The following is a 25,360-nucleotide window of genomic DNA, read 5'->3' as shown; positions in this document are numbered from 1 at the left end:
CCCCTGACGTGGGGCACAGCGGCCTGATTGTCAAGCGCCTCGTGGCGCGGTGCAGTGTTTGCCGCACCGGCACGGCGGGCGGAATTGCCCGCGCAAAGTCTTTGTTTCGTGCGCGCCTCTCGTCCCCGTAGGGACTCAAACCTGACTCATGCGGTTCCACGCATCGAGCCCGGCCACCTTGTAGGCCTCGGCAAGGGTCGGGTAGTTGAAGGTGTTCTCGACGAAGAAATCGACCGTGCCTTTGAGGTTGATCACGGCCTGGCCGATATGGATCAGCTCCGTCGCGCCCTCGCCGATGATGTGCGCGCCGAGAAGTCTGCGCGTATCCAGCGCGAAGATCAGCTTCAGGAAGCCGTTGTCCACGCCCATGATGTGGCCGCGCGATGTCTCGCGGAACCGCGCCACGCCGCACTCATAGGGCGTACCGCCGGCCCGTACCTCTTCCTCCGATTGCCCCACGGTGGAGATTTCCGGCACCGCGTAGATGCCGTAAGGAAACGCTTCGGGCGGCGGCGGGGCGGGCATGCCGAAAGCGTGGCAGGCGGCCAGACGCCCTTGTTCCATGGATGTCGAGGCGAGACTCGGGAAGCCGATCACGTCGCCCGCGGCATAGATGTTGGGAACGGCGCTCTGAAACGTCTCCGGGTCGACTTTCAGCCGGCCGCGCTGTCGGGCCTCGAGCCCGATAGCCTCGAGGTTTAGGCTCTCCACGTTTCCCGAACGGCCGGCGGCAAAAAGCAGGAAGTCTGACGACACCTTGCGCCCGTCGTTCAACGATATCGAAACGCGATGATCGGACTGAGAGATATCCTTCACCGCCGCCCCGAGGCGGACGATCATGCCCCGGTCGCGCATCTGATGGATGAAATCCTCGACCACCTCCTTGTCGAGAAAGTCGAGAATGGTCTCGCGCCCTTCGATGAGGGTGACGGGAACGTCGAGCGCCGAAAAGATGGTTGCGTATTCGACGCCGATCACGCCGCCGCCGATCACGGTGAGCGAGCGGGGCAGATGTTCGATCTCCAGGATGTCGTCGCTGTCGTAAATGCGCTTGCCGTCGAACGGAACATGGCCGGGACGAAAGGGACGCGTGCCGACGGCGATCACGGCCTTGTCGAACCCGACGGTCCAGGTTTCGTCGGACTCGGTGGTCAACTCGACCTCGTTGGGTCCGATGAAGCGTGCACTGGCGAGGGCGAAGTCGACCATGTTCCGCATGAACTGGTGCTCCAGCACCTCGACCTCGTGGTCGAGTGTCTTGTAGAGGCGCTCCGTGAGGTCGACGGCGCTGATGTCCTGCTTCACCCGATAGGAGCGCCCGTAGAATCCGCGCTCACGCCAGCCGCTCAGGTTCAGGACGGTTTCGCGCAAGGTCTTCGATGGGATCGTGCCGGTGTGGACGGAAACGCCGCCGAGCCGCCGCCCCCTATCGACGACCATCACCGACTTTCCGAACTTCGCCGATTGTACGGCAGCGCGGCGGCCGGCAGGCCCGCTGCCGATCACCAACATATCCACCTTGTCCATGTTCCCCCCTTTATTGATCCCCTTGGGCGCAAAGCGCAGTGCTGGCACATGCAAGTTTCGTACAAGTGACGGGTGCGCGAGAAACCGCAGAACCCTTTGACTTCTCCGGAAGAGTTCGCGCGCGAGGACTGTGCGCGGGCCGGTTTTGCTTGCAAAAACGGCACCCGTCACTTATTTGCCCAGGGTCGGATCGGCCGGGGGGCGCTTCTCACATTTGGCGTTCGGGAACCGGATTTCCTTGGGTGATTCCGGCACGGCTAGGGGCTGTGTGACGATCCCGCATGTCTTCGTGCGGCGCGTCTCTTGTGGGGCTTTGAGCAACCGGGATTTGAGCGGCAGCCGCGAGCGAGGCGTTGCGGCGGCGTTGGCGACAGCCCGACGGCGTCAGCGAGGCTATGCTTCGAGATGCACCGTGCATGCGGCGCGGCTAACTGAACAAGGGTGTGTTCCTGATCTTCCGGCGCACGAACAGCTACGACCGTGAACATCAACATCGCCCCATCCGTCAATATCAACTCCATCCTGCGAGATTGGGTCGAGCGGCAACCCGCCCGCCGGTTGTTCGCCTTTGTCGACTCCCGGGGCGAGACGCTCGAGGACTATGACTATGCGGGGTTCGCGGCGCGCGTGGAGACGCTCGCCGCGCGCCTTGCCGAAACAGACGGTTTGCAGCCCGGCGACCGGGTCGTTCTGGCCTATCAGCCCGGCATCGAATTGGTCGCGGCGCTCTTTGCCTGTTCGAAGGTCGGGCTTGTCCCCATTCCGACACCGCCCGTCAGCGCCTTCGACTTCGTTGCCTGGGTCGGGCGGGTCGATCACATCGTCGCGGACAGCGGCGCGTTGGCTTGGCTCGCCTGCGGGCGGACACGCGAATTTTTCGCCGAAGGCCGCCAGCGCTACACCGACCCGATGCCGCGTGCGGCTGCTGATCGGCTCGACGCATTGCGGGTCATCGAGACCACGGCGATCGAGACGGATCCGGACGCGACGGCGCCGGACAAGCCCCGCCCGATCGCCTTTCTGCAATACACGTCGGGCTCGACTAGCAATCCAAAAGGCGTGTGCGTGTCGCATCAGAACCTGATCGCGAACTGTAGTGCAGCGGTTCCTCGGCATGGCGAGGTTGCCGTGACCTGGCTGCCCCAGCATCACGACATGGGACTGATCGGCTATTACATCTATGCGGTGCTGTCCGGCAGTACGACTTGGGGTTTGTCGCCGCGCTCCTTCATGCAGAACCCGTCCATCTGGCTGGAGCTGCTGACACGCTACAAGGCAACGGCGACCTCCGTCCCCAATTTCGCGCTCGAACTGTGCCTCAACGAGCGCCACGTGCCCCCAGCCAAGCTCGACCAATACGATCTGTCGACGCTTCGCACGTTCATGGTCGCGGCCGAGCCGGTCTCACCGGAGACGTTCGAGGCGTTCCGGCGGAAGTTCGCGCGCTGCGGTCTCAAGGACGAGGCCTTCTTCGTGGCCTATGGGCTTGCGGAATTCACGCTCGCCGTTTCGAGCCGGGGACGCCGGGCCGTCTCCGTGGATCGGCGCCGTCTCGCGCAAGGTCAGGCCGCGCTGGTTACCGAGACGACGGGGGTGAGCCACGCGCTGCCACTCATGAGTTGCGGGCGTGCGCTCGGCGACACGGATATCCGTATCGTCGATCCCGATACCGGGATCGAGGTTTCGGACGGCCGGACAGGCGAGATCTGGTGCGCAGGCGCGGGCCGCGCTTTGGGCTATTGGCAGAAGCCGGAAGACAACCGCGAAATCTTCGATGCGCATCTGGTCGATGCGGCAGGGGTCGACAAGCCGTTTCTGCGCACCGGCGATATCGGTTTCATGCAGGACGGCGAACTCTTCGTCTGCGGCCGTCTCAAGGACATGATCATCATCCGGGGGCAGAACATCTACCCCGAAGACATCGAGGCGCTGGCGCTGCAGGTCTATCCGGAACTGCGCCGCAACGGCGTCGTGGCGTTCTCGTCCGGCGACGGCAATGAGATGGACATTACGCTCGTGGCGGAGATTGCCCGCGGCAACGAGATGCCCGACGAGGTCGAGATCGTCCGGGTGATCCGCGAAGGGCTGCAGGTCCCCGTCGCGCGCGTCGTGTTCGTACCGCCGCGCTCCGTGGCCCGCACGAGCTCGGGCAAGGTACGCCGCGCCCGCACGCGCGAGCTTCTCGAAACCGGGCAAATGCCGATCCTTGTCGACACGCGCCATGCCCTAGCCGCAGTGCGGACGGACGGCAAGTCCGATGTCTACGAGTTGGAACTCCTGAAAGACCGCTACGGCATCACCGGCGAAGAGGACTACACGCTGTTCGACGCCGGCATCGACTCGCTCGATCTCGTCGTGTTCCTGAATTGGATCAAGGATTCTCTCGTCGACCGCAACGCGCCGGATCTCGCAGAGCGCGTCAATCCGCGCCTTCTGTCGTCGATCTCCATCCGCGATCTGTTCGCGCTCGTCCGCCAGTTCGTGACCGCTCCTGCCGCCGCGACACGGGCCATGGCCGAGTTCTTCACGTCAGCCTATGAGGCACGGGTCGCCGCCGAGAAAGAGAAGATGCTGGCCGATCGCAGCTACAAGGCGGTCGACCGCCGTGTCGCCAGCCCTGCCGGTCAGAGGATCGGCACGCTGCTCACGGGCGGCACCGGCTTTCTCGGCCCGTTCCTGATCGATGCGCTCCTCAAGCAATCTGACGAGGATCTGCACGTTCTCGTGCGCGGACGCAGCCTGGAGCAGGCCCGCGCGCGCCTGGACAAGGCCTTTCTCGAGAACATCGTCGATCCCGAAAGCCGCAAGGCCTACGAGGAGCGGGTCCACGTGGTCCTTGGGGATCTGGAGGCGCCGCGTCTCGGTCTCGACGATGCGGCCTGGTCTCGCCTCGCCGACGGTGTGGACACGATCTATCACAACGGCGCGCTGGTGAACTATCTGCTCACCTACGACCACATGCGTGCCGCGAACGTCGTCGGCACGTCCGAAGTGCTGGACCTCTGCTTCACCGGCCGCGACAAGGTGCTCAACTACATTTCGACCACCTTCATCTTCGGCTGGGCGGTCAAGGACTTCCTTTACGAGAGCGACAACAACGACGGCATGGACCGTCTCGACTTCGGCTACAGCCAGACCAAATGGGCCGCCGAACAGAAGGTCTTCGCCGCCATGCGGCAGGGGCTCAAGGCGCGTGTCTTCCGGCCCTCGCTTGTCACCCCGGCGCTGAACGGCAATGGCGGCAATCTCGACATCGCCTTGCGCCTACTCAGCTTCATCGTCAAGCACGGGCTCGGGGTGACGGCAGGCAATCAGGTGAGCTTCATGCCTGCGGACATCTCCGCCGGCAACATGATTGCCATCGCGCGCCAGGAGGAGACCTTAGGCCAGACATTCCATGTCGTCCGGGACGAACACGAGACCATGCCGATGATCACCGACATCATCGCGCAGCGCCTCGCACGTGCTTCGAGATGTACGATCTCAAGAGTTTCGTGCCGCAAGTCATCCGGCGCTGCACGCGGGCGGACCCGCTCTATCCGCTGCTCGACTTTCTTGTCGGCTCCGTGGACAACATCTCGCGCATGGAATTCAAGCGCTACGAGAGCAGCAACTACCAGCACGCCCGCGACCGAGCCTTGGCGACCCATGCCGATCCGCCGCTGGACGTGGTCGTCGACGGCATCTTGCGCTTCCTGAAGGTCCGGAACCTGGTCTAGGGCGCTTCGGCGTTCCACGCTGATGGCCGAGGCTCGGCCGTTACACGTGTGTCGTCCGCCCCGACTATGCTGATGAACGTATCAGGACAGCGAAATGATCGGGGGCACTTCATGGACTCGGCCTTTATCAACCCATTCCACTTTGTCTCCGCGACGGCGGTTCTTGTGTCCGTTGTCGTCACGGTCGTCGTTCCGTTCGCGTTAGACCTCGCGTTTCGCAACGCCACCGCCTAGAAGACCGCGCGGCGGAACGCAGGCGCGTTGGAGGACTTAGACCTTTCGTTTGAAAGGCGATCCGTCGGGTGTGGTCAGCCTGATCCCGGACGCATCGCGATGCAGGACCGCGCCATGGTCCGGATAGTGAACCACTTCCTCCGATGCCCTGGTGCCGACGATGAGGATCGTCGCGGGATCGGCGGAGCGATTCTCGAGGCAATGCGCGATCGGTGTTCCGGCGCTCCAGCCTGCGGCATCGCCTGCGTTGAGTACGGTCTCGGAGTCTTCGACGAGCACGAGTTGTCCGGAAATCACGTAGATGAATTCGTCCTCGTTCTCGTGCCAATGCCGCACCGACGAGCGTGAGCCCGGCGTTAGACGCTCCATGCGCACCCCGAACTGGCTGAGACCGGCAGCATCGCCGAGCACGATTTCGGCATAGGGCCCGTGGTCCTCGCCTGAGATCGCGTTGATGCCGCCCGGTTTTTCGGCCCATTCGGGAATGTCGATCTTTGGCATGTCGGTTGAGGTAAGCGAGTCGGGGCAGACGCGCAACGCCGCCCGGAAAGTGCGATTGTCCGATCGTCTGCCACCGCGCCACGATGCTGACAGGGGCGAGCGGGAAGACTAGCGTGGAACCCGTCCAGAGGATGGAGGAGCGCCATGATCACCCTTTACACGTTCGGACCGGCTTTCGGCCTTCCCGACATGAGCCCGTTCGTCACCAAGGCCGAGATGCTGCTCAAGCTCGCTCGGCTTGACTACCGCACGGACCCAAACGGCTTCAACAAGGCGCCGAAGGGCAAGCTCCCGTATATCGACGACGACGGGGAGGTGATAGCCGACTCAACCTTCATCAGGCGTCACATCGAACGAAAATACGGCATCGATTTCGACAAGGGCCTGGATGCGGAACAGCGCGCGACCGCATGGGCCTTCGAGCGTATGTTCGAAGATCATGCCTACTGGACATTCCTGCATGCGCGCTGGGTGGATCAAGGCAATTTCGATCGCGGACCGCGGGTCTATTTCGAGCGCATGCCGATGCCCATGCGGCTCATCGTGCCACGCATTGCGCGCCGCCAGCTCAAGGCGCAGATCATGGGGCAAGGTATCGGACGGCACTCCGATGCGGAGATCGTCGAACTGGGGACGCGCTCGCTGGATGCGGCCGCAGCGTTTCTCGGTCAAAAGACCTACATGATGGGCGAGGAACTGAGCGGTCTCGATGCCACGGCTTTCGCATTTCTCGCTGGCGCGCTCTGCCCCATTTTCGAGACGCCGCTGCGAACCGCGGCCGAGCGTCACGACAATGTCAAAGCCTATGTCGGCCGCATCACCGAACGCTTCTATCCGGACTATGGCGAACTGCTCCAATGGACGGCATAGAGTCGGCATAGAAGTCCGTCGGCATTCAGAGTGTCGTGCAGTCGAGGCTCCGATGAGCGCGTGATGGTCTGGATCCGTTGTCACAAGAGTTGAACGTTGCTGCCCTAGGCTCCCCTGGCGTTCGAGCTGTGGGGGCAGTCATGGATCAGGCCGTTATTGCGGAGAAGGTCAAGGACGGAGACGCGCGTACCGTCCAGGACTATATCGACGAGACTCCGTTCTGGGCCGACGGCACGTCCGTCCCGGACGGCCCGATGAGCGGCATGCAATGGCGGATCTGGTGGCTGTCCATTGCCGGCAAGTTCTTCGAAGGTCTGGTCGTGTTCATGACCGGCGTCGCGCTTCCGCTGCTCGCCAAGGAGTGGGATCTGACGGCGGCCCAGCACGGCATGGTCGGTGCGGCGACGCTGTTCGGCATTCTCGTCGGTGCAAGCGCGCTCGGCGCCCTGTCCGATTATTTCGGACGCAAACCGATGTTCGTCTTCGAGATCGGCCTCTTCACGCTGTTTCTTGCACTGATCGTCGTATCGCCCGGCTTCGTCTGGTTCATCGTCTGCCTGTTCGGTCTCGGTCTCGCGCTTGGCTGCGATTATCCGACGGCTCACGTGATGATCTCCGAGAGCACGCCCTCGCGCATCCGCGGACGGCTTGTGCTCGGCGCTTCGGGGTTCCAGGCGGCGGGCGCTCTCGCCGGCACGGCGGTCGGTTACTTCGCGTTGAGCCTCGACCCGGACGTCGGCGCGTGGCGCTGGATGTACGGCGCGGCGCTGATCCCGGCTCTGCTCGTTCTCATCGGCCGCTTCTACGTCACCGAGAGCCCCCATTGGCTTGCGGAGATGGGACAGGATCAAAAAGCCGAGCACGAGCTCAATCGTCTGCTGCAGCGGCATCCGCCCTATCCGCCCCAATTCAATCTTCCGGCCGCGAAGGCCGAGGCGGCCGCCAAGAAGGAATCCGGCTATCGCGCGCTGTTCAAGAAGAAGAACCGGCGGGCGCTCGTGCTGGCATCGGTGCCGTGGTTTCTTCAGGACCTCGGCACCTACGGTATCGGCATTTTTACGCCGACTATCCTCGCCGCCTCCTTGGGGCACAAACGCGAGCATGCGCAGAACGTCGCCGATCTGGTGCACAACGATCTTCTCGCCGCCAAGGGCGCGGCCATGATCGACGTCCTGCTTCTGTTGGGTATAGCCGTCGCCGTGCTGCTGTCCGACAAAGTCGGACGGATCAAGCTTCAGGTAGTCGGCTTTGTCGGCTGCGCTGCCGGGCTCTTCATCGCGGCGCAGTCGGCGCTGTTCTCGAACGACGATCCCTTGAAGCTCGTCCTGATCTTCGCCGGCTTTATGCTGTTCAACTTTATGACCAATCTCGGGCCGAACGCCCAGACCTATCTGATCGCGGGCGAAGTCTTCCCGACCAAGGTCAGAGCGAAGGGCGCTGGGCTGGCTGCGTCCTTCGCCAAGATCGGCGCCTGTACCACGGCCTTTCTCTTCCCGATCCTGCTCGCCGATATCGGCACACAGGCTCTTCTCTACATTCTCGTCGGAACTTCGGTGCTGGGTGCGCTGATCACCTGGCTGTTCCGGATCGAGACCAAGGGCGTGAAGCTCGACACCGTCGGTGTCGAGCTGGAGTAGGGCCTCGCTAGAAATAGTCCGGGATGAAGGTCTGGTCCTCGAGCGGTGGCCGGACATAGTCGCCGCCCTTGGGGCGCGGCGGCAGAGACGGCGGCGTCGGGGTCAGATCGCCATACTCGATCTGGCTGAGCAGATGCGTGATGCAATTCAGCCGGGCGAGCTTCTTCACGTCGGCCTTCACCACGTACCAGGGCGCCTGCTTGATATCGGTATGCGCGAACATGTTGTCCTTGGCGCGTGAGTATTCGACCCAGCGCGAGCGCGACTCCACGTCCATCGGGCTGAGCTTCCAGCTCCGGGTCCGGTCGGTCATGCGCTTTTGGAAGCGCCGCTCCTGCTCCGCATCGCTGACGGAGAACCAATATTTGATGAGAATAATGCCAGAGCGCACCAGCATGCGCTCAAATTCCGGGCAACTACGCAGGAACTCCTGATACTCGGTATCAGAGCAGAACCCCATGACGCGCTCGACGCCGGCGCGGTTGTACCAGCTGCGGTCAAACAGGACCATTTCGCCAGCCGCCGGCAGATGCGGAACGTAGCGCTGGAAATACCAGGAGGATTTTTCGCGTTCCGTCGGCGTGCCGAGCGCCACGACGCGGCACAGGCGCGGATTGAGGCTTTCCGTTATCCGCTTGATAACGCCGCCTTTTCCGGCTGCGTCGCGGCCTTCGAAGATCACGACTACGCGGAGCTTCTCCGCCTTGATCCACTCTTGCATCTTCACCAGCTCGACTTGGAGCTTGGCGAGTTCCTTTTCGTAGACGTCGTTCTTGATTTTCCGGGTTTTCGCTTTCACATCGCCGACCGCAAGGTCGGCGGCGGCGAGTTCCTCATCGGACAAGTGCTTGGCCAGCTTGCCGTTTTTCTTCGGCTTCTTGTCCTTCTTCGACTTCTTCTCCTCGTTCAGGATCGCATCCATGGCTATTCCCTCTCGTTCCTGGCTCTGACGTCCTGCCAACGCGGACCTTGCAGGGCCTCAAGTCTTGCCGGGTGCGTCGCGGACGGCGATTGCCGCCGTCGGCGCGGCGCGTAAAGGGATTAGCAGTGCAACAAAAGTGCCATAATGCGCCTGAGCACGCGTATTGCGTGCTACTCGGCGTCGTCGTCGGTCTCCTCGGGGCAGTCCGGGCCGAGATACTTCCCGTCGATATTCACGCCCATGCGGCGGATGGCGCCGATCGGCGGGTCGAAGGTGGTCTTCATCGTGCCGTGGTAACGCGTCTCGAAGTCTCCGGTGAAGGTGGAGCTGATGATCTGTTTGCCGTCCTTGTTGGTGCACTCGACGGTGACGATGGTTCCTTCGTTGAGCGGGGTGAGTTTCGGCTCCGTGCAGTCCGATCCTTCAGGCCGGATGATGTCGTCATTCTCGCCGACACAGACCTTGCGGGTCGTCATGCCGGACACGGGCGCCACGGTCGTGATCTCCCAGAGACCGGCCTTGCGCTGCGGTGCCGCGACGTCGGCAGCGGCGGCGACGGAACAGGCGGCCGTGCCCAAAGCGGTTGCGAGAATGAACTGACGTACCGGGAATTCCATGGGTGACCTCCGTGTCGGGGTGCATGTTGTGTCTGATATGCGTGTGGTCGCAGACATCGGCGCGTCCGCCAACGCGCGGAGCGTGGGCCTGTGCCCAAAAATGCACGTGCGATGATCCCGGAAATCCTAGGGAAGAACTTCCCGTCTGTGGAATGCGGCCGCCCTCGGACTCGGGGCTTGCGCTGAGGGGGCCGTTTGCCCCACTCCTGCGGGCGGACTTGAACTGGAACGAATCGGATGACGACTGAGACGAAGATCGCGACGGCGCCGGCGCCTGCCTCGAACGGGCCGGCCCAGAAAATGGCGGTGACCGTGCTTGCGGCGATCAGCATGTGCCACATGCTGAACGACATCATTCAGTCGTTGATCCTGGCGATCTATCCGATGTTGAAGACGTCGCTCGCGCTCGACTTCGCGCAGATCGGCTTCATCACCTTCACGTTTCAGGCGACCGCGTCCGTGCTTCAGCCCTTTGTCGGCTACATCACCGACCGTTACCCCACGCCTTATTCGCTTGTGGCCGGCATGGGCTCGTCCCTCGCGGGACTGCTCCTGATCGCCTATGCGACCACCTACACCACCGTCCTTGTCGCCGCCGCGCTGATCGGCATGGGCTCGTCCGTGTTTCACCCCGAGTCCTCGCGGGTGGCGCGGCTGGCTTCCGGCGGCAAGCACGGCACAGCCCAGGCGGTGTTCCAGGTCGGCGGAAACTTCGGCACGGCGCTGGGACCGCTGCTCGCGGCATTCATCGTGCTGCCCTACGGGCAAGGCTCCATCGCCTGGTTTTCGGTGGTGGCGCTGGTGGGCATGGTGATCCTGGGCGGTGTCGGCGCGTGGTACGGCAAGGCGCTCAAGATCCGCCCGATCTCCCACCCCGAAGAGCGGGAGGCGATCGCGGCGCTCGGACGGCGCAAGGTGGCCAAGGCGATCGTGATCCTGATTACGCTCACCTTCTCGAAGCACTTCTATCTGGCGTCGATCGCGAGCTTCTACATTTTCTATCTGGTGCACACATTCGACCTGTCGGTGCAGTCCGCCCAGCTCTACCTGTTCCTGTTCCTGGGGGCGGTCGCGGCGGGCACGGTCATTGGCGGCCCCATTGGCGACCGCATCGGGCGCCGCCGCGTGATCTGGTGGTCCATTCTCGGTGTCTTGCCCTTCACCTTGGCGCTGCCCCATGTGGGCCTATTCGCGACGGCCGTCCTGAGCGTGATCATCGGACTGATCCTCGCCTCGGCGCATCCCGCGATCATCGTCTATGCCCAGAGCCTGTTGCCGGGACGGGTGGGCATGGTCGCCGGGCTATTTTTCGGCCTGGCTTTTGGGATCGCCGGCATTGGCGCGGCGCTTCTCGGTCGCTTGGCCGACGCGACGAGCATCACGTTCGTCTACAACGTCTGCGCGTTTCTGCCCGCCATCGGACTGCTCGCGGCATTCTTGCCAGAAATGTCGAGCCCGTCCCAAGAGGCGGCGCAGGAGAAGCGGCCGCGTGCCGCCGGTTCACCCCAAACTTGACAAGTTAATGACACCCTCCGGTGTCACATCTTGGTCAATTGTTCAGCGCACGTCTTAGTTTTGTCTTGGCCGGCTGATCCGAGACCGCCGGATTAACGTTAATGAGACGTTGCTTTGTTGCGTGACACCGCAGGGGTCCGGAAGTGCGAGACTCTGCAGGCGGTTAACGGTAAAATGCTGAGTGTTGGCGCCGATGCTGAGGCTGAGTTCGGCGCCCCGTCTACGAGTTCTGCGTAACGTACCGGGCGGCGGTCGGCGAGGTCAGTTGTGGCCCGCAGGAACCCCTTGCCCGGATTTCAGTTGTATTGAGGTTCAGTGATTTCTGGGGGTAAGAGATGCGTGATATTCGCGGGGACCTACAAGACCGCGCTGGCTTCCTAGAGGAGCAGATCGGCGCGGCACAAGCGCAATTCGAAAAGAGGATGGAACTGTTCACGCGCGAGCATGAGTCGAAGATCGCCGATCTTCAGGCCGAGCTCGAAGCGGTCAGCATGCTCATGGAGCGCGAATATCGGCGCATCATGAGCGCGCCGGACGTGGCGGAGGAGCGCCGTCAGGCGCAGCCCCAGCAGACGCCCGAACAGGCTCCGGTCGTGTCCGCGCCTGAAGCGTATGACGAGTCCGACTACGTGGACGAGGAATCTGAGTACCTTCCCGAGGACGTACCCTATCGCAGGCCTGCGGTCGCCGAGGCGGAACCTGCCCGGCAGGCAGCGCCCGCCGAAGAGGCGAGGCCTGTCCGGCGCGAGCCCGAGCCGCGCTACGCGCCGCGCCCGGCAGCCCGCGCCGAGGATGACCACCGGCAGCCCGCTACAGCGGAAGCCCGGCCGCAGCGGCCGGTTCCCATGGAGCGCCCGGCAGCGGAACGGCGTCCGGTCGAGACGGCGCCTTATCGGCCTGCCGCCCGCGCACCCGAGCCGCGTCAGGAAGCGCCGCGGCAAGAGGCTTCCCGTCAGGAGCCCGTCCGTCAGGAAGCACCGCGCCAAGAATCGCCGCGCCGTGAGGAGCAGCCCCGGCAATACGAGCCGGTGCAGCAAGACCGCGGTCCGTCGCAGCGGCAGCCCCTTGCGGACTTCCTGATCCGCAAGCTTGGCGAAGTCGGCAACATGAGCTTGGACGATTTATGCGGTGTCGCCATCCACGAGGGGTACTTCGCCGAAGGCGACAACCCGGACCGGACGGTGCACATGACGCTCATGAATGTCGTCAAGGCGGGCTTCATCCGGCAGTTGCCGAATGGAACCTTCGCGCCGGCGTCCGTCATGGACACGATCAGGCTGCGGCGCGCGATCTAGCGCCGCCGTCTCATTCGGTGGGCCGTCCGCGCAGCAGCTCGACGACGTCGCTTCGGATCTTGTCTTCCGTATAGCGCGCCAGTTCCTTGCGATCGGCGAAGTCGTCAAGCGGCACGGGCGGTCCAATCCGAATGTTGGCCTCGAGGGCCCCAGTCCCAACAGCCGCCAGGCGTGGCTGGCCATGTCCATGTCGCCATACCAGGCGACTTGCGGACGGCCGCGCCGTCCGAGCGGCAACCCATAAGCTTTCGTATAGGCAAGCGCCAACGTCTGAACGGAGACGTCGGACTCTGTCGTGTCGCTTGCGGGCGGCTTCACCGCCGCGAACAGCGCCGAGCGGAAGGGCAGCACCCCGTTGCCGTCGCTGGACGTTCCTTCGGCAAAGAACACCACATGGTCGCCCGCCTCGAGCCGGTCGAGGATTTCGTTCGCCTTCGTGCCCGTCTGCGTGCGCCGCTCGCGGTCAACGAAGACCGAGCGCTGCAGCTTCGCCAGCCATTTCACGAAGGGCCAGGTCGAGACTTCCTGCTTCGCCACGAACGAGACCGGCGCCACGGCGGACAACACGGTGATGTCGAGCCAGGACACGTGGTTCGAGACGACGAGGACGCCGTTCTGGCGCGCAAGCTCACCATCCACATTGATGCGGACGCCGACGATGCGGCAGACCTGGCGGTGATACCAATGCGGGAAGGTGCGGGCGAACCGCGATCGCGACCGGACGAACAGGTGCTGCAAGGGCATCAAGGGAAGGGTGAAGGCGAAGAAAGTCGCCAGCACCAGAAATGCGCGCACGTTTTTCATCGGTCAGGAGCGAAGCGGGCGAGGATCAGCGGCGGACGAGAAACTCAAAGCATCAATAGCAGGTTCGATTCCCATACCGCGTGATGCAGATCCCGCGCAAGGCGGGGTTTTCGGCGCGGACCCGCAGCGGCTCGACCGTGCACTCCGTCCGGACATCGCCCCCGCCGAAATTGAATGTATCGCAGACCTCGCGGCGTCCGGTCTGGACGAGAGTGATGTTCATCTGCGACGGGAAGGCCACTTTCACAGGGGCCGCGGCGGGCGCTGCTCGGCGGTGGCAGGACTTGACGCTATTGCCTGGGTTGGGGGTGTCGTCGCTTGCGGCGTGGGCGGGTTTCCGCGTCGAGCGAGATCGCGTGCTCCGCAAAGGCGAGCGAGGTCAGCAGCATCAACGCCGTCGCCAAAAAAAACGCGCAAACCCATCACGCACCCCTTCATCCCGTTAACCTTTCGTTAACGTTGTCCCGGGGCGTGTCGGAAGTCAAACCTCACGCGCGGGGAACGGGCGCCGCTTAGGTCTCGTCCTTGTCGTTCTGGGGTTTGAGCGGCTTCCCGAAAAGCTCGAGCCGGTGGCCGATCAGCTTGAACCCCAGCTCGGCCGCGACGCGTTCCTGCAGGCGTTCGATGTCTTCGTTGGTGAACTCGATGACGTCACCCGTGGTCACATCGATGAGGTGATCGTGGTGCTCGTGGTCGCCCGGCTCGTAGCGCGCGCGGCCGTCGCCGAAATCGTGGCGCTCCACGATGCCCTCGTCTTCAAGGAGCCGGACGGTGCGATACACGGTCGACAGGGAAATGTGCGGATCGCGCTCCGCCACGCGCCGATAGACTTCCTCGACATCAGGGTGATCGTCTGCGTCGGACAGGATCTGCGCGATGATGCGCCGCTGGCCGGTCATCCGGAGGCCCCGCTCGGCGCAAAGGCGCTCCAACCTGCTCTCACGCCTGGTCTGCTTGGGCATGGCTCTCGTCGGGCGCGACGTGGTCGGCGCTCGGCCGATGATCGGCGCCGCCACGGCTCGGGTTGTTCGCGACATCGCGCATCATCGGGTCGTGGGTCCTAAAGGGCAAGAACGAAGATCAGGACTGAAGATCGAGGCGCAGGACGGCGGCATCACCACCGTTCTCGTAATAGCCGGGCCGCCGTCCGACCGCCTCGGCTCCCAGCTGCCGGTAGAGCGTGAGCGCGGGCGCATTGGTCTCGTCCACTTCCAAAAAGAGAGCCTGGATACCGCTCGCCTTGAGGGCTTCCACCGCGTGCCGCAAGAGCGCCCGGCCCACACCACGTTTCCTCAAGTCGGCCACCACGCCGATCGTGAGCAACTCCGCCTCGTCGCCTGCCGCGCGTGCGATGAGAAAACCGGCCGGCTGGGCGTCCTCCGCGCCAAACGTCGCCAGGAGGCACAGCGTTGAGGGGCCGGCGATGAACTGGGCCATGGACGCTCGTCCCAGGCGCGCTGCTGGTGAGACTGTTCGCCTGTAGCGAAGCACGATTGGTGGAGAGCGGCGAAGAGCGCGGCGTCGAAGGGGGTTGCCCGCCGGACTCGGATGTCCACGGCGTCGTCCTGCCCTGTCACGGCCGCCGCTCCAGGGCTGTGTTCTGGGGTTTTGCGTCCGGAGGCCGCAAATAGAGCGGCCGCAGGACGGGGGTGCGCTCATCGCTTTCGGCGGCAAGTTCGGCCAGCGCCATTGCGCCGGGTTGGAGGCCGGGCAGGGCAGGCGCCAGTTCCTGGTTCCTTGCCGCAGCCGCCTCGGCCAACAGTGCCGCCCCGCTTCCGACAGCGAGGGCGACGCCGACGGGCAGGCTGGCCGCGGCGTCCTCGGGCGTGAGGAGAGCGGGGCCATCGAGCCGCGATCCATCGGGCGCGAAGAGGCCGAAATAGAGCATGCCGCGCCGCGCATCGACAGCGACGGCAAACGGTGCGTTCGGGGCAAGGCCCTCCCGAAGAGCCCGGCGTGCCATCACTGTGAGACTGTCGGTGCCGAAAAGGGTGGCCCGGCAGGTCAGGGCCAGCCCACGTGCCGCCGCAATGGCAATGCGCACGCCCGTGAAGCTGCCGGGCCCTTGCGTGGCGGCGATCGTGTCGAGGTCGGCCGGTTCGAGGGCCGCTTCGGCCAGGACCGCCTCGACCATCGGCATCAGCGCTTCCGCGTGGCCGCGCAGCATCTCGGTCTCGCGCAGGACTTCGAGCTGCGCGGAAGGGCCGGTCCGCAGCACGGCAGCCGCGCAGACTCCCATGCTCGTATCGAGCGCTAAGATATTCATGAGGTGGTCTTAGAGGATGCGGGCGACTTGGTCGAAGTCGAATCGCGGCGATCGGGGACGCAGCGCCGAGCTGTCGCCATAGCCGAGATTGCACAGAAAGTTCGATTTGACGTTCGTGCCGTCGAAAAAGGCGGCGTCGACGCCGGCCGGGTCGAAGCCCGACATGGGGCCGCAGTCGAGCCCGAGGGCCCGCGCGGCCATGATGAGATAGGCACCCTGCAGCGTCCCGTTGCGGAAGGCGGTCTCGGCGATCTTCTCGGGCTTGCCGGTGAACCAGCTCTTCGCGTCCGTATGCGGAAACAGCTTGGGCAGGTGTTCGTGGAAGTCGAGATCGTGGCCGATGATCGCGCAGACCGGGGCCTGCATGGTCTTCTCCCGATTGCCTTCCGACAAGAACGGCTTCAGCCGTTCCTTGGCTTCAGGCGACTTCACGAAAACGAATCGTGCGGGGCTGCAATTGGCGCTGGTCGGCCCGAGCAGGACGAGCGAGACGAGTTCGCGCAGCAGCGCGTCAGGCACATCCCGGTCCTGCCAGGCATTGTGCGTTCGCGCGTCGTGAAATAGCTGTGCGAAGGAGCCGTCTGGGAGGCGGTCCGTCAAATCGGGCGGACTTCCTGGACTTCCGGAATGAAGTGCCGCAGCAGGTTCTCGATGCCGTGCCGCAGCGTCGCCGTGGAGCTCGGGCAGCCGGAGCAGGCGCCGCGCATGTGCAGATAGACCACGCCGTCACGATAGCCCTGGAACGTGATGTCGCCGCCATCCTGGGCCACGGCGGGCCGGACCCGCGTATCGAGCAGTTCCTTGATGGTCTTGACCGTATCCTCGTCCTCGGGCTCGAAGAACTCTTCGCCGCCCGGCTGGATCTCGTCCGCCTCGTCCACGGTGACTTCGCCGGACAGGTAGTGCTCCATGATCGCGCCGAGGATGGCGGGCTTCAGGTGCGGCCACTCGCCGTCGCTCTTGGTCACGCTGATGAAGTCGGAGCCGAGGAACACGCTGGAGATGCCGTCGATCTCGAACAGCCGCGAGGCAAGCGGTGACGCTTCGCCCTCGTCGCCGGCGCGGAACTCGAGCGCGTCGTGATCGCCAAGGACGGTTCGTCCAGGGAGAAATTTCAGGGTCGCCGGATTTGGCGTCGCCTCGGTCTGGATGAACATGACGGACCCTCTTCTGAGTCGAATCTCAATAGCTTAGAATTATTCTATACTTGTGACTCCAAGACCTCAAAGTCAAGGCGGCACCGGCCTAGATTTGCCTGTCTTGAGAGGCCGCAGCGCCCTCAAGCGAGCGCAAGAATTTCCTCCGCCGAAAGATGCCCCGGAACGACGGTAATCGGCGTCGGAAACACGCCTGCCAGTCGTCCGCCCGCGAGGCTCGAAACCAGCGGACCGGGGCCGGACGGATCTTTCGAAGCGCCGAGGACCAGCACGCCGATATCGGGATCCTCTTCGATGAGTTGTGTGATCTCCTCGTCCTTGGAGCCTTCGCGCACGATCTCCTCGGGCTCCAGGTCTTCGAACCCTAGAGCTTTGAGTTTACGTCCAAAAAGGCGAAAGACGGCCTTCGCCTTGTTCAGACCCTCCTCGCGCGCGATTTCTTCCACGCCGAGCCAGTGCATGGCGCCGTCCTCGGGTTCGATCACGTAGAGGAGCGCGAGCTTGCCCTTGGTGCGCTCCGCGCGGCTTGCGGCAAAGGCAAGCGCGCTCTCGCATTCCGGGGTCTCGTCGACGACGACCAGGAATTTGCGCTTGTGACCCTTGAGGTAGATCTGGCGCTTCTGGCGGCGTCGCGCCCGCGTGGATTTCTTGTCGTCTGTTTTTTCGCTCATTGCGCCGCAGGGGACCCGTTCGTGGACTCGGCGCGCATGCTGCCACCTCCGGATGGGCGCAACAAGCCAGTTCTGTGCCTGTCGCGGCCGCGCTCAGGCCAGGTCGATGGCATAGCGTTTGAGGTCTTCGAGTTCCACGAGCTCGAGCGTGGCCTCGTGCGTCGCGGCAAGGACGACCCGTGGCGCCTTACCGGCCTCGAACGCCTCGAGCCAGCGGGCCGCGCACAGGCACCAACGGTCCCCCGGCTTCAAGCCCGGAAAGCCGAAATCCGGCACGGGCGTGGAAAGATCGTTCCCACACGCCTTGGAAAACGTCAGGAACGCCTCGGTCACCTCGACACAGACCGTATGCAGCCCGGCATCCTCGGGGCCGGTGTGGCAGCAGCCTGTCCGGTAGAACCCTGTGAGCGGCCGGTCCGAACACGGCCTGAGGGGATCTCCGAAGACGTTCTTTTGACCTTCGAACGGATTTGAGCGCCGCTGCAACATGGCCGGGAGTGTGCCCGAAAGAAGCGATGCACGCAAAGACGGCGCATCGCCGCGACAGCGCCCGTCAACGTATGGGATTGCGCTCGGGCACCTGCATCGAGACTTTCTTGGGCTTCGCACCCAGGAACGCGGCGAGTTCCTCCTTGGTGAGGACCGGCACACCGGGACCTGCGTCCTTGCTGGTCGCTGCCTCGACGGCGACCTCAGGTAGCTCGTCACCCACTTTGAGCGGCTCCACGCCGCCAGATGTCAGGACGGTCTGACAGTCTTTCGGCAGATCCCCGAGTTTGCCGCGCTTCTTCCGGTCGGAAACGCTGGGCCGGCGCCGGATCGGATCCAAGGGGCTGAAGCCGTGGTCGGTCGCCCACTTGGCGGAGATCTTTAGCTTCTTGTCCCAATACACGAACGCTTGTCGTCGCAGCCGATGTCGCCCGACACCGGTGTTTGGCTGTCGCATCCGGACATTCCCGGCGGACAGTTCAGGCGGACATGAAAATGGTAGTGGTGATTCCACCAGGGGCGGACCTTCGCGAGCCACGCCTTGTTCTTGCCGGCCACATCCGCCCGCGCGCAGAGCGCTTTCTTGATCGCGGGATGGACGAAGATCCGTCCGACCTGGGGGTAGGAGGCCGCGCGCCGGATGAGCTTTATCTGCAAATCGGTGAAGACTTCGGGATCGACGTTGAAGGGGTCCTTCAGCATCGAGACGGCCGTCATCTCCTCACGCTCGTCTTCCGTCAGCACACGGTCGGGCATGGGCGTCAGCCAAATGTCCGCATCCAGACCGATCTGATGGCTGGTGTGACCGGTGAGCATGGGGCCGCCGCGGGGTTGAGAGAGGTCGCCCACCAGCAGCCCCGGCCACCCGTCAAGAGCATGCGCGTCGCTGGCGAGCCGTTCCATATAGTCGATGAGCTGCGGCGCTCCCCAGTTGCGGTTCCGCGATACGCGCATCACCTGCCAGTCCGGACCGTTGATGGGCAGCGAGATGCCGCCGGACAGACAGCCCTTGGTGTAGCCGCCGATCGCTCGCGCGGAGAGCGGCGCCGGGTCCGCGACCGATCCGAACAGATCGTTGGCGGGAGCCAGTTTCGCGGGTGGAATGTTCTTTGGCGGATCGGGCCGGCGCAGGGGAAGCTCCATGGGGACATCCGCCTGGGCCGCTACGTCTTCGCCCTCGTCGTCGGGGCTGCCGTCCGCCGGTTGCGCCTCGTTGAGCGTGTTGTCTTGCTGGGGCGTATCCGCGCCGGGCGGCGCGACGTGCTGAGGCCGCACGGCCGCCTGCGGCGAGGCTACCTCTGCCGCGGCGATGCCGGTCATCAGGAACAAAAGTGGTAGGCCGATGATCAGCCTACGCATTGTCCTCCAGCCACATGACATGTGCCCCGCTAGCTGACGACGTTGAAAGCGAAAGCTTAACACAAACAAGACCAATAGTAGCAGCCTCTTAAGGGTGTTGAATCGGTATGGCTTTGGGCCCGGACGGCTCGCACCAGACATTCAGGAGATGTTCAGCCCATGGCGATAGACTGATGCCCTCGACTGGTCCGAAGTCGGAGATTTGAGGGCCTACGCGCGTCCGCGCCGCCGATCCTGAGTGTGAGTTGAGCCACGGAGGAGACACAACAAATGCGACGTTTCTTGGTCCTGATCGCGATATTGGGCGCAGCCGTATGCCTGCCGGCCACGGCCTTTGCCGGCGTCGTGGCGCAGATCGATCTCTCGAGCCAGCGGATGCACGTTTATGTCAACGGCAAGCCTGCCTATACGTGGAAAGTCTCGACCGCGCGGCCGGGCTACCGGACGCCGACTGGGACGTACAAGCCCTACAGTCTCGTCAGGTACCATCGGTCGACGATCTACAACGGCTCGCCGATGCCCTACTCGATCTTCTTCAAGGGCGGCTATGCGATCCACGGCTCGTATGAGACGAAGCACTTGGGCCGGCCTGCGTCTCATGGCTGTGTGCGGCTGCACCCGTCGAACGCCGCGCGGCTTTACGCTCTCGTGCAGCGGTACGGTAAGAGCAACACCACGATTCGCATCACCCGTTAGGGTGCCGGGTCGGGCGTTCGTCGCACGCCGGTCACGGCGTGAATTTTATGCGAACGCCTTGACCGGGACCGGCCCGCGCGGGACGCTTCAGAGAAAATCAGAAAAACTGGGATTGGAGGAACGCATGTGTGATTGCCCCGAACACGCAACGCTGTCGCGCCGTGCGCTTGTCGCCGGCGCCGGTGCTTTTGTTGCGGCCGGTATAGTGCCGCGCGTCGGTGCGCATGCGGAGGACAAGGCGCCGCCACCCAATGCGATCCCTCCCGCCGAGGCCCTGGAGCGCCTGAAGGCGGGCAATGCCCGCTACAAAGCCGACGGCGGCAAGGACAGGGACTTCTCGGTTGAGCGCGCCGCGCGCGTCCAAGCCCAGCATCCCATCGCCGGCATTCTCTCCTGCGCCGACAGCCGCGTGCCGCCTGAGATCATCTTCGACCAGGGCCCCGGCGATCTGTTCGTGTCGCGCGACGCCGGCAATGTCGTCAGCAATTACGGACTGGCGAGTTTCGAATTCGCCGTGACGAGCCTCGGCATCCCGCTGATATTCGTTTTGGGCCATAGCGGATGTGGCGCCGTGCTGACGGCGCTCAGCGCCTCCATGCAGCGCAAGGAACTACCGGGCCATTTGCCCGAGCTGGTCAAGGCGATCCAGCCCGCGGTCATCACGGCACACGGCAAGCATCCCGGCGATTACCTGGCGGCATCGATCGAGGAGAACGTGCGCCTCGGTATGACGCGGCTGAAGACGCAGTCCGAAATCATCGGCGAGGCTGTCATGGCCGGTAAGGTGAAGATCGCCGGCGGGGTCTACGACCTCGAGACGGGCACCGTGAATCTGGTCTAGCGGAGAACACCATGGAAGACGTGCTCGATCGTTGGCGGTCGGAGAAGACTGCGGCCTATCTGTCCGGCGCCGTCGCGGCCAACGAGCCCGACCCCAGGCGCGCCAAACTGTTCCGCAAAATGGCCGAGGCGGCTGAGACGCAGGCCGCGATTCTCGCCAAGGACCTCAAGCAGGTTCCGGCGTTCACGCCGTCGATGCGCTCGCGCATCATGGTCTTTCTTTTGGGCATCCTGCCGCCGCGCGCCATGCGCAACGTCTTGTCCGCACACAAGGTGCGGGGCATCTCCGTCTATCGTGGCAGGGCCGAGGAGCCGAAGGGCGAGAAGACCGACGGCAGCGGCCATCCCTGGCCCACGTCCGTCGACGACATCGGACGCAGCACAAGAACTACACGAGCGGCACATTGCGCGCGGGCGTGTTCGGTGTGAACGATGGGCTGGTATCCAATACGTGCCTTGTGATGGGTGTGGCAGGCGCAGGCGTTGGGCCGAGCGAGATTCTGCTGACCGGCATCGCCGGACTGCTGGGGGGCGCGTTCTCGATGGGCGCCGGCGAGTTCATCTCCATGTTGTCGCAGCGGGAAATGTTCGAGCATCAAATCGCACAGGAGAAGGACGAGCTCGAACGCTATCCCGATCAGGAAGCTGAAGAACTCGCACTCATCTACGAAGCGCGCGGCATTCCCCTCAACGAAGCGCGCGACATGGCCAAGCATCTGATTGCGAATCCGGAACAGGCGCTCGATGCGCTCACCCGCGAAGAACTGGGACTGAATCCTGAAGAGCTTGGCTCTCCCGCGGGCGCGGCCATCTCGTCCTTTCTTACGTTCAGTGTCGGCGCGTGCGTGCCGCTTATTCCCTACCTCCTCGGGTACGAGAAGGAAGGCATCGTCATCGCTGCGGTCCTGGCAGGGATCGCGCTGTTCGGCGTGGGCTCCGCGCTCAGCCTCTTCTCGGGCAAGAATGCGTTTATCGGTGGCGCGCGCATGCTCGTCGTCGGTTCGGTCGCGGCAGCGGCAACGTACTTTATCGGGTCACTACTCGGGGCGAATGTCGCCTGATCCGGCGCCGATTTCCGGCTGCGCGCCACTTCTCCATCGCGCAAACACGCGGTAAAATCGCCAGTATCTCGACTTCGTTTGCATAAAAATCGTTTCGGGAGCTGGGTATGACGAAACATCTGGTACTTGCGGCCGCTGCCATTGCGGCTTTCTCCGCGTCGGACGCCCTCGCCGCCGACGCCGATCACGGAAAACAGCTATATGCGACCTGCGCGGCCTGCCACGGGCCGACCGGGGCTGGCAACGAGGCGCTCGGCGCGCCGCCGATTGCCGGCATGCCGTTGGTATACGGTCCGGCAGCTGAACAACTTCAAAACGGGTGTGCGGGGCGCCAACCCCAAGGACACCCATGGCCAGCAGATGGCCCCCATGGCCAAGATGCTGGGCACGGATGACGATGTTGCCGACGTCGCGGCCTATATCGAGACCCTCAAATAGGCCGCGAAAGAGTGGCGGTACTTGAGAAGAGGTTCCGGCGTCCAACCTGACGTGCATTAAACCTCGAGACGGGGCCGCGATATCGCGGCCCCGTCTTGTTGACCCAGGCGCGTTGTTCGTTTGAGCGCGCAGCCGGATCGGTGCGACCGGCGCGCCAACGGCTTTTACGAAAATTCGAGTGGGTTTCACCGGTCCTCGATAACCTTCTGTGGAAGTTGCGAGGTCGCTTAACGCAGCTTTCACAGCCGCAGCGCATTCTCCTGCCGAGTTTCGTCCAAGGAGATGTTCCATGATCCGCCGCGCTGCTACCTACGCCTTCGCCGCTTCACTTGCCTTAGCGACCACACCTGCCTTTGCGTGCACGGGCATTAGCCTCAAAGCTCAAGATGGCGCCGCCATTCGCGCCCGCACCCTCGAGTTCGGCTTCCCGCTCGAATCCAACGTTCTCGTCGTGCCGGCCGGCAACGAGTTCGCCGCTACGCTTCCCGACGGAAGCAAGGGAATGAGCTACAAGGCCAAGTACGGCTTCGCGGGCATGAACGGCATGGGGTCGACCTACCTGATCGCCGACGGTTTGAACGAGCAAGGGTTGTCGATCGGCCTGTTCTATTTTCCGGGCGACGCGAAATACGCGGAGTCGACGAAGGAGAATGCCGACAAGTCGCTCGCCCCTCAGGATTTCGGCGCCTGGGTTCTCGGCAACTTCGCGACGGTCGACGAGGTCGCGGATGCCGTCAAGGACATCGACATGGTGGACACGCCCATGCCCGGCTTCGGCAGCGCCGAGGGTCAGTCGCTCCCCGTGCACTTCTTCGTGCAGGACAAGACGGGCAAGTCCATCGCCGTCGAACCCATCGACGGCAAGCTCAAAGTCACGAACGCCCCGCTGGGCGTCATGACCAACACGCCGCCCTACGACTGGCAGATGACCAATCTGTCCAACTACGTGAACCTCACGCCCAAGGATGTGGGCACGGAGAAGCTGGGTCCGATCACGATCAAGCAGACCGGATCGGGGTCCGGCATGCTCGGCCTGCCCGGCGACTTCACGCCGCCGTCGCGCTTCGTGCGCGCCGCGCTTTTTAGCCAGAACGCGACGCCGAGTGAGACGGCGCAGGACGCCGTGTTCTCGGCGTTCCATATCCTGAACCAGTTCGACCTTCCGAAAGGCTCGATCATCTACGGCAACCCGAAGCTTCCTCCCGAGATCACCGAGTGGACCAGCGTCAACGACCTGGAAAATCTCCGGTACTACGTGCGCACGCGTCAGGATCAGGGGATTCGTATGATCGACCTGAAGACGGCCCTCGAAACAGCCAAGGGTAAGATCAGCATCATCAACGTGCAGGACTCCGAGCAAGAAGTTGAGGATGTTTCCGGCGACGGGAAGCCTGCCTCGGCCAACTAGCCGGCGGCAGACGGATGGATCGTTCAGGCCCCGGGCGCATGCCCGGGGCCTTTTTGTTGGCTCAGCGGCAAATCGCTTCAATTTGAGACAATTTGAAAAGAAGTTTTCCGAAAGCGGGCCGCAGGGCGAGACAAGCCGCGTTTCGGCGCATAGGATCGGCGCGGTTGGGGAAATTGTTCAGCGCATCATCATGACGTCTTCGCTTCAGAAAGCCTTCGCCAGGGTTTGTCTCGCCGGGTCTTGTCTTACGAGGTCTTGTCTCACCTGCGCCTTGCTGTTGTCGCTCTGCCTGGTCGTCTTAGGGACCCCTGCGGCACGGGCCCAAGACGCGCCGGACGATGCCGAGGCCGCCACTGAGCCAACCGAACAAGCGAGCGAAGAAGCCGAAGAGCCGACGGCTGCATGGGACATCTCGAAACCGTGCGCGAACGTCCAACATCCCTATCAAGCCGACGTCTGCCAGCAATCGCGTGCGGCGGACGCATCCGAGAGCACGGCACGGCTGACGCGGCTGATCATGTTGATCGGCCTGGTTGCCCTTGTGATCTTGCTCCTGATGCTGTGGCCCATCATCACCGCCGCGCTCGCGGCACGTCGGGCCGCCGAGGGCGGCGCCGCACCGGCGCGGTTGACGCCTGCGCCGAGGACCGGCGACCACGAAGCCGAGCTGCGCGCCTATGTGGATGTGGACTCGCTCGAATTCGTCGAGACGCCGGAGGCAGACGGCATCGTCAAAGTGAAGGTCACCTTCCGCAACTCGGGTCATACGCCGGCGTTCAAGCTCGAAACCCTGGCCGAGATGGAGGTCGTCGACATTGCCGACGAAGCGGATCTGCCGGTAAAGGCCGTTCCCGACGATTCGGCGCCCGCATCGTCGCGTCCGCGTGTCGGCCGGGATGGGACCACGACACTGATCGTGCAATGCGCCTCGACGCCCAAGCTTGCCGACCGCGTGACGAACGGCGAAGCGACGATCCTCGTCTGGGGCGCAGCCGGTTATTACGATGTCTTTGACCGCCGCCGCCGCACGATCTTCCAGTACTTCTGCAACGCCGAAACGTTGGACACGGGCGAGATGTTCCGGCCATGGAGCGCGGCGACGAACTTGGGTAGGTCCCTCGTTTCGAGCGGTGCATCGTCCACAGGCCCCGCCGCGCTCGCCTGCGTCCTTGCTTGAGCTTTCCTGACAGGAACGGCACTCTAGGCCCGAAAGCCGCGCGCTCCGCCGCGGCCGGGAGATCGCCATGACGCCCCGTTCGCCTTTGCCGGCCGGGCAGACCGCGGCAGACAGCCGTGCCAATGTTCTCCAAGGGCTTCTGATCGCGGCCATCGTG

27 protein-coding genes are annotated in these 25,360 nt (G+C 63.8%); 12 read left to right on the top strand and 15 right to left on the bottom strand.

Going from position 1 to position 25,360, the window contains the following annotated elements; translation table 11 throughout:
• Positions 1 to 135 precede the first annotated feature (135 nt).
• Positions 136 to 1,527 (bottom strand): Si-specific NAD(P)(+) transhydrogenase, encoded by a 1,392-nt coding sequence (sthA, locus tag AUC70_RS05300; RefSeq protein ID WP_069443890.1) that lies wholly within the window; start codon positions 1,525 to 1,527, stop codon positions 136 to 138.
• 480 nt (positions 1,528 to 2,007) lie between these two features.
• Here sthA and AUC70_RS05295 point away from each other — a divergent pair, with 480 nt between their 5' ends.
• Complete coding sequence (locus tag AUC70_RS05295) at positions 2,008 to 5,226, top strand: AMP-binding protein (protein ID WP_083241283.1); 3,219 nt, start codon at positions 2,008 to 2,010, stop codon at positions 5,224 to 5,226.
• Positions 5,227 to 5,357: 131 nt separating this feature from the next.
• A complete protein-coding gene (locus AUC70_RS18310; RefSeq protein WP_280138226.1) occupies positions 5,358 to 5,480 on the top strand; it encodes a hypothetical protein in 123 nt (40 codons plus the stop codon).
• 36 nt (positions 5,481 to 5,516) lie between these two features.
• Here AUC70_RS18310 and AUC70_RS05290 read toward each other — a convergent pair whose 3' ends face one another.
• On the bottom strand, positions 5,517 to 5,981 hold the full coding sequence (locus AUC70_RS05290) for a cupin domain-containing protein (RefSeq protein WP_069443889.1): 465 nt from the start codon (positions 5,979 to 5,981) through the stop codon (positions 5,517 to 5,519).
• 144 nt (positions 5,982 to 6,125) lie between these two features.
• On the opposite strand from AUC70_RS05290, the gene AUC70_RS05285 reads away from it, so the two are divergent.
• Together AUC70_RS05285 and AUC70_RS05280 are read left to right on the top strand one after the other, a co-directional pair.
• On the top strand, positions 6,126 to 6,851 hold the full coding sequence (locus AUC70_RS05285) for a glutathione S-transferase family protein (protein WP_069443888.1): 726 nt from the start codon (positions 6,126 to 6,128) through the stop codon (positions 6,849 to 6,851).
• A 140-nt stretch (positions 6,852 to 6,991) separates the two neighbouring features.
• Entirely contained in the window at positions 6,992 to 8,488 is a 1,497-nt protein-coding gene (locus AUC70_RS05280) for an MFS transporter (protein ID WP_069443887.1), read from the top strand.
• Positions 8,489 to 8,495: 7 nt separating this feature from the next.
• Here the strand turns inward: AUC70_RS05280 and ppk2 are convergent, their stop codons facing one another.
• Positions 8,496 to 9,410: a polyphosphate kinase 2 gene (ppk2, locus tag AUC70_RS05275; RefSeq protein WP_069443886.1), complete on the bottom strand. Its 915-nt coding sequence runs from the start codon at positions 9,408 to 9,410 to the stop codon at positions 8,496 to 8,498.
• A gap of 170 nt (positions 9,411 to 9,580) precedes the next feature.
• On the bottom strand, positions 9,581 to 10,027 hold the full coding sequence (locus tag AUC70_RS05270; RefSeq protein WP_069443885.1) for a DUF3617 domain-containing protein: 447 nt from the start codon (positions 10,025 to 10,027) through the stop codon (positions 9,581 to 9,583).
• Positions 10,028 to 10,264: 237 nt separating this feature from the next.
• Here AUC70_RS05270 and AUC70_RS05265 point away from each other — a divergent pair, with 237 nt between their 5' ends.
• Positions 10,265 to 11,542 (top strand): MFS transporter, encoded by a 1,278-nt coding sequence (locus AUC70_RS05265; RefSeq protein WP_069443884.1) that lies wholly within the window; start codon positions 10,265 to 10,267, stop codon positions 11,540 to 11,542.
• Positions 11,543 to 12,663: 1,121 nt separating this feature from the next.
• Here the strand turns inward: AUC70_RS05265 and AUC70_RS16140 are convergent.
• The 11 genes from AUC70_RS16140 to mepA all read right to left on the bottom strand — a co-directional run bounded on the left by AUC70_RS16140 (position 12,664) and on the right by mepA (position 19,583).
• Positions 12,664 to 13,632, bottom strand: a complete 969-nt coding sequence (locus tag AUC70_RS16140; RefSeq protein ID WP_158007365.1) for a lysophospholipid acyltransferase family protein — start codon at positions 13,630 to 13,632, stop codon at positions 12,664 to 12,666.
• Between the two features lie 61 nt (positions 13,633 to 13,693).
• Complete coding sequence (locus AUC70_RS17080; protein WP_158007364.1) at positions 13,694 to 13,864, bottom strand: hypothetical protein; 171 nt, start codon at positions 13,862 to 13,864, stop codon at positions 13,694 to 13,696.
• Between the two features lie 289 nt (positions 13,865 to 14,153).
• A complete protein-coding gene (locus tag AUC70_RS05250; RefSeq protein WP_069443881.1) occupies positions 14,154 to 14,603 on the bottom strand; it encodes a Fur family transcriptional regulator in 450 nt (149 codons plus the stop codon).
• A 118-nt stretch (positions 14,604 to 14,721) separates the two neighbouring features.
• On the bottom strand, positions 14,722 to 15,078 hold the full coding sequence (locus AUC70_RS17075) for a GNAT family N-acetyltransferase (protein WP_069443880.1): 357 nt from the start codon (positions 15,076 to 15,078) through the stop codon (positions 14,722 to 14,724).
• Positions 15,079 to 15,214: 136 nt separating this feature from the next.
• Complete coding sequence (gene tsaB / locus AUC70_RS05240) at positions 15,215 to 15,907, bottom strand: tRNA (adenosine(37)-N6)-threonylcarbamoyltransferase complex dimerization subunit type 1 TsaB (protein WP_069443879.1); 693 nt, start codon at positions 15,905 to 15,907, stop codon at positions 15,215 to 15,217.
• A 9-nt stretch (positions 15,908 to 15,916) separates the two neighbouring features.
• On the bottom strand, positions 15,917 to 16,507 hold the full coding sequence (locus AUC70_RS05235) for a malonic semialdehyde reductase (RefSeq protein WP_069443878.1): 591 nt from the start codon (positions 16,505 to 16,507) through the stop codon (positions 15,917 to 15,919).
• Complete coding sequence (locus AUC70_RS05230; RefSeq protein WP_069443877.1) at positions 16,504 to 17,064, bottom strand: NifU family protein; 561 nt, start codon at positions 17,062 to 17,064, stop codon at positions 16,504 to 16,506. Before AUC70_RS05230 ends, AUC70_RS05235 begins: the two co-directional genes overlap by 4 nt.
• A gap of 122 nt (positions 17,065 to 17,186) precedes the next feature.
• A complete protein-coding gene (locus AUC70_RS05225; protein WP_069443876.1) occupies positions 17,187 to 17,735 on the bottom strand; it encodes a universal stress protein in 549 nt (182 codons plus the stop codon).
• Between the two features lie 93 nt (positions 17,736 to 17,828).
• A complete protein-coding gene (locus tag AUC70_RS05220; protein ID WP_069443875.1) occupies positions 17,829 to 18,224 on the bottom strand; it encodes a DUF2237 family protein in 396 nt (131 codons plus the stop codon).
• Positions 18,225 to 18,288: 64 nt separating this feature from the next.
• Complete coding sequence (locus AUC70_RS05215) at positions 18,289 to 18,627, bottom strand: hypothetical protein (protein ID WP_069443874.1); 339 nt, start codon at positions 18,625 to 18,627, stop codon at positions 18,289 to 18,291.
• Positions 18,606 to 19,583: a penicillin-insensitive murein endopeptidase gene (gene mepA / locus AUC70_RS05210; protein WP_244505505.1), complete on the bottom strand. Its 978-nt coding sequence runs from the start codon at positions 19,581 to 19,583 to the stop codon at positions 18,606 to 18,608. The genes AUC70_RS05215 and mepA overlap by 22 nt, the downstream gene beginning before the upstream one ends.
• A gap of 270 nt (positions 19,584 to 19,853) precedes the next feature.
• Here mepA and AUC70_RS05205 point away from each other — a divergent pair, with 270 nt between their 5' ends.
• The 7 genes from AUC70_RS05205 to AUC70_RS05180 all read left to right on the top strand — a co-directional run bounded on the left by AUC70_RS05205 (position 19,854) and on the right by AUC70_RS05180 (position 25,203).
• Complete coding sequence (locus AUC70_RS05205; RefSeq protein ID WP_069443872.1) at positions 19,854 to 20,279, top strand: L,D-transpeptidase; 426 nt, start codon at positions 19,854 to 19,856, stop codon at positions 20,277 to 20,279.
• 124 nt (positions 20,280 to 20,403) lie between these two features.
• Complete coding sequence (locus tag AUC70_RS05200) at positions 20,404 to 21,120, top strand: carbonic anhydrase (RefSeq protein WP_069443871.1); 717 nt, start codon at positions 20,404 to 20,406, stop codon at positions 21,118 to 21,120.
• Positions 21,121 to 21,131: 11 nt separating this feature from the next.
• Positions 21,132 to 21,548: a hypothetical protein gene (locus AUC70_RS16700; RefSeq protein ID WP_141701963.1), complete on the top strand. Its 417-nt coding sequence runs from the start codon at positions 21,132 to 21,134 to the stop codon at positions 21,546 to 21,548.
• A complete protein-coding gene (locus AUC70_RS05195) occupies positions 21,545 to 22,180 on the top strand; it encodes a VIT1/CCC1 transporter family protein (protein ID WP_158007363.1) in 636 nt (211 codons plus the stop codon). Before AUC70_RS16700 ends, AUC70_RS05195 begins: the two co-directional genes overlap by 4 nt.
• Positions 22,181 to 22,287: 107 nt before the next feature.
• The gene (locus tag AUC70_RS18765) at positions 22,288 to 22,575 is read left to right on the top strand and encodes a c-type cytochrome (RefSeq protein WP_083241278.1); all 288 of its coding nucleotides are present in this window, start codon (positions 22,288 to 22,290) and stop codon (positions 22,573 to 22,575) included.
• Positions 22,576 to 22,907: 332 nt separating this feature from the next.
• On the top strand, positions 22,908 to 24,026 hold the full coding sequence (locus tag AUC70_RS05185) for a linear amide C-N hydrolase (protein ID WP_069443869.1): 1,119 nt from the start codon (positions 22,908 to 22,910) through the stop codon (positions 24,024 to 24,026).
• Positions 24,027 to 24,216: 190 nt separating this feature from the next.
• Positions 24,217 to 25,203 (top strand): hypothetical protein, encoded by a 987-nt coding sequence (locus AUC70_RS05180; RefSeq protein WP_141701961.1) that lies wholly within the window; start codon positions 24,217 to 24,219, stop codon positions 25,201 to 25,203.
• Positions 25,204 to 25,360: the final 157 nt, after the last annotated feature.

Source organism: Methyloceanibacter stevinii, from assembly GCF_001723355.1.
Classification (GTDB): Bacteria; Pseudomonadota; Alphaproteobacteria; order Rhizobiales; family Methyloligellaceae; genus Methyloceanibacter; species Methyloceanibacter stevinii.
This window is presented reverse-complemented; position numbering and strand designations above follow the sequence as displayed.

Excerpts from the sequence above, each read along its gene's own strand:
- sthA (WP_069443890.1), bottom strand. The coding sequence starts at position 1,527 with ATGGACAAGGTGGATATGTTGGTGATCGGCAGCGGGCCTGCCGGCCGC.
- AUC70_RS18310 (WP_280138226.1), top strand. The coding sequence starts at position 5,358 with ATGGACTCGGCCTTTATCAACCCATTCCACTTTGTCTCCGCGACGGCG.
- AUC70_RS05290 (WP_069443889.1), bottom strand. The coding sequence starts at position 5,981 with ATGCCAAAGATCGACATTCCCGAATGGGCCGAAAAACCGGGCGGCATC.
- AUC70_RS05285 (WP_069443888.1), top strand. The coding sequence starts at position 6,126 with ATGATCACCCTTTACACGTTCGGACCGGCTTTCGGCCTTCCCGACATG.
- AUC70_RS05280 (WP_069443887.1), top strand. The coding sequence starts at position 6,992 with ATGGATCAGGCCGTTATTGCGGAGAAGGTCAAGGACGGAGACGCGCGT.
- ppk2 (WP_069443886.1), bottom strand. The coding sequence starts at position 9,410 with ATGGATGCGATCCTGAACGAGGAGAAGAAGTCGAAGAAGGACAAGAAG.
- AUC70_RS05270 (WP_069443885.1), bottom strand. The coding sequence starts at position 10,027 with ATGGAATTCCCGGTACGTCAGTTCATTCTCGCAACCGCTTTGGGCACG.
- AUC70_RS05265 (WP_069443884.1), top strand. The coding sequence starts at position 10,265 with ATGACGACTGAGACGAAGATCGCGACGGCGCCGGCGCCTGCCTCGAAC.
- AUC70_RS17080 (WP_158007364.1), bottom strand. The coding sequence starts at position 13,864 with ATGAACATCACTCTCGTCCAGACCGGACGCCGCGAGGTCTGCGATACA.
- AUC70_RS05250 (WP_069443881.1), bottom strand. The coding sequence starts at position 14,603 with ATGCCCAAGCAGACCAGGCGTGAGAGCAGGTTGGAGCGCCTTTGCGCC.
- AUC70_RS17075 (WP_069443880.1), bottom strand. The coding sequence starts at position 15,078 with ATGGCCCAGTTCATCGCCGGCCCCTCAACGCTGTGCCTCCTGGCGACG.
- tsaB (WP_069443879.1), bottom strand. The coding sequence starts at position 15,907 with ATGAATATCTTAGCGCTCGATACGAGCATGGGAGTCTGCGCGGCTGCC.
- AUC70_RS05230 (WP_069443877.1), bottom strand. The coding sequence starts at position 17,064 with ATGTTCATCCAGACCGAGGCGACGCCAAATCCGGCGACCCTGAAATTT.
- AUC70_RS05225 (WP_069443876.1), bottom strand. The coding sequence starts at position 17,735 with ATGAGCGAAAAAACAGACGACAAGAAATCCACGCGGGCGCGACGCCGC.
- AUC70_RS05220 (WP_069443875.1), bottom strand. The coding sequence starts at position 18,224 with ATGTTGCAGCGGCGCTCAAATCCGTTCGAAGGTCAAAAGAACGTCTTC.
- mepA (WP_244505505.1), bottom strand. The coding sequence starts at position 19,583 with ATGCGTAGGCTGATCATCGGCCTACCACTTTTGTTCCTGATGACCGGC.
- AUC70_RS05205 (WP_069443872.1), top strand. The coding sequence starts at position 19,854 with ATGCGACGTTTCTTGGTCCTGATCGCGATATTGGGCGCAGCCGTATGC.
- AUC70_RS05200 (WP_069443871.1), top strand. The coding sequence starts at position 20,404 with ATGTGTGATTGCCCCGAACACGCAACGCTGTCGCGCCGTGCGCTTGTC.
- AUC70_RS16700 (WP_141701963.1), top strand. The coding sequence starts at position 21,132 with ATGGAAGACGTGCTCGATCGTTGGCGGTCGGAGAAGACTGCGGCCTAT.
- AUC70_RS18765 (WP_083241278.1), top strand. The coding sequence starts at position 22,288 with ATGACGAAACATCTGGTACTTGCGGCCGCTGCCATTGCGGCTTTCTCC.
- AUC70_RS05185 (WP_069443869.1), top strand. The coding sequence starts at position 22,908 with ATGATCCGCCGCGCTGCTACCTACGCCTTCGCCGCTTCACTTGCCTTA.
- AUC70_RS05180 (WP_141701961.1), top strand. The coding sequence starts at position 24,217 with ATGACGTCTTCGCTTCAGAAAGCCTTCGCCAGGGTTTGTCTCGCCGGG.